2 protein-coding genes are annotated in these 2,250 nt (G+C 46.5%); both read right to left on the bottom strand.

Features of this window, described 5'->3' with window-relative positions:
* Positions 1-75: 75 nt before the first annotated feature.
* Positions 76-1,500 (bottom strand): tetratricopeptide repeat protein, encoded by a 1,425-nt coding sequence (locus H6G17_RS32260; RefSeq protein ID WP_192162815.1) that lies wholly within the window; start codon positions 1,498-1,500, stop codon positions 76-78.
* The gene (locus H6G17_RS32255) at positions 1,488-2,132 is read right to left on the bottom strand and encodes an S-layer family protein (RefSeq protein WP_192162814.1); all 645 of its coding nucleotides are present in this window, start codon (positions 2,130-2,132) and stop codon (positions 1,488-1,490) included. Before H6G17_RS32255 ends, H6G17_RS32260 begins: the two co-directional genes overlap by 13 nt.
* Positions 2,133-2,250 lie beyond the last annotated feature (118 nt).

Genomic DNA, 2,250 nt, shown 5'->3' with positions numbered 1-2,250 from the left:
TTCGCTACCACGACAACTGGTTGCGAAATTTTCTGATTGCCTCGTCCCTGAATGGTCGTGGAACCGGAAAACCGGTCAAACACAAACTAGAGTAGAACCAGCTTCGTTCAACTGCCCATTTTGTTCGTACAGTTCACCCAGATTACCCAGAGCATAACTAATTGCTCGCCGATCTTTTAAATCTTGTGCTTGTTGGACTGATGTAGCTAGTAACTGAGCAATATCTTGCCATGAAGCCGCGATCGCATTGTCATGTTGTTTTAGCCGTGTCAGACTTTTGGCAAAGTTAATTCTAGCGTCAACTGCTGTCCGGCTGGGGGGTAAGTTAACAATAGAAGCTTGGATTTGGGGATATAGTTCCCTAGCAGCATTCCATTGCCGATCTTCTAATAATAGACTCAATTGATTTAACTGCGCTTGAATGCGCGTATTTAGTGCAACAGAAGCACTAGCAGCTTGTTGGTAGAATTGGAGAGCGGTTTGAGTCTGTTGTTGAGCGCGGGCTGTATTACCCAGGCTTAATAGAGTATCGCCCAGAGTTTGAGTCTGTGGCGTTTCTGAAGCGTCTGTGCCCATTTGCTTGGTTATTGCTAAACTTTGCTCCAAGACTTGGCGAGAGGTGTTAAAGTCGCTGACAACTCGCAAGACATTGCCGAGGCTACGTAGTCCTGTAGCCTTGAGAGCAGAGTCTGGTTGCTTTCGCAAAGTTTGCTCTACCTCATCTAGTGTCTTTTTTGCTTGACGGTAATGCCCCAAAGCTTGCAGGGCTTGAGCTTGATTAATTCGGTTACGAGTTAACCCAGCATTATCTCTAATTTTGGCGTAGATCTCAAATGCTTGTTGCCAAGTAGTTAAGGCTGCTGAAGATTGTCCTTGTGCTAATTGCCAGCGACCTCGAACGTCTAGAGCTTGGGCAAGAACTGCTAGAGTTTGGATTGAATTTGCTCCTCTACTCCCTTGCTCCCCTGCTCCCTTGCCCTTCTTCACGGGAGATTCTAGTAATCCGAGACTAGAGGCGATCGCACTTTCTGCCTGCGTCCATTGTCCTAATTGCTGATAGGCTAAGGAAAGATTGCTCAAAGCCATAGCTTGTTCCAGCTCGTTCTCATTCGCTTTAAAGGCAGCTGTAGCCTGTTGCAAAACCTTGACTGCTTGGGCAAACTGTCCCGCATCATAGAAAGATCTGCCCTGTTGTACTAGGTTCTGCGTAGAGGCGATCGCTTTTTGCTCATTTGGGACAGCAGAGTAAACAGCAGTAGTTTTGGTAAAAACCAGGGTAGTGGTTATACATAGAAATGCACTCATCAGCACCAGCAGAAACTGGGTGAGCCAACTCTTACCTAAGCGATTCACCTTCCACAAGGATAGTACTGGATTGAAAAATACGCGCCGTTTTCTTGTCATGTTCCTGCTGTTGAAGCGACGGATACTAAAAGAATTCCACAGTTCATTGAAGTGGTAAAGCGATCGCAAGACTTCCCAACAGTTTACAGCTTGCACTGGGCAGAAGACTGCCAGTTATGGGGTTGTGCGGGGACATTAGAAGCAGTAAGAATGACTTTACCCTGGCGATCGATCTCCCACCCAGTTGCTTCCACCATCGGTGCTAGTGATGGTGCAGTGGAATTGGTAGCTGGAGTTGGACTAGATTGGTTTTCTGTTGTGGGTGGAAGTGCAACCCAATCAATAGCAGTTGCATCGCTACTGAGTACCTCTGTGGGATTGGGCGGTAAACCACCGCGACCAGTGACAATAAATTCACTTTGATTTTGAGAGCCACTAGGAGTACAAGCCTGTGCCACTTGGGTATCGACTGGTACTGATGGCAAGTTAATTAAACCACTGTTGGGGTCGGTTTCGGGTACGTCAAGTTCTACAGTCCCACTTAACTGGGGGTTTGACCCAGAGGCAGTAATATCACTCGTGCGATCGTCTGGCACTTCGCGAAACTGCGTCCCGTAGATTCCTGAGGCATCGATCCGCACGTTACCGCCCCGAAAATTAGCAGAATTGGCGCTAATATCGCTATTTTCAATAGCAAAAAGGAAATCGGTGTCGATGTTAATGTTGCCGCCGATGACGTTTTCTCCCCTGGCGTTAGTTCTGATATTACTATTGCGACTTATGAACAAATTTTGGGAATTTATATTACTAACCAGAGCATAGAATGGTGAACAGTTTTAGGCAGCGGAGTAAGCAACATGTTTCTCACGAAAAAAGTTTTGTACAACGTGTGGTTGACGTTGTGTA

The sequence above is a fragment of the Chroococcidiopsis sp. [FACHB-1243] genome (assembly GCF_014696895.1).
In the GTDB taxonomy this organism is placed as follows: domain Bacteria; phylum Cyanobacteriota; class Cyanobacteriia; order Cyanobacteriales; family Chroococcidiopsidaceae; genus Chroococcidiopsis.
The sequence above is the reverse complement of the archived record's forward strand: the minus strand, read 5'-3'. Positions and strand labels throughout refer to the sequence as shown.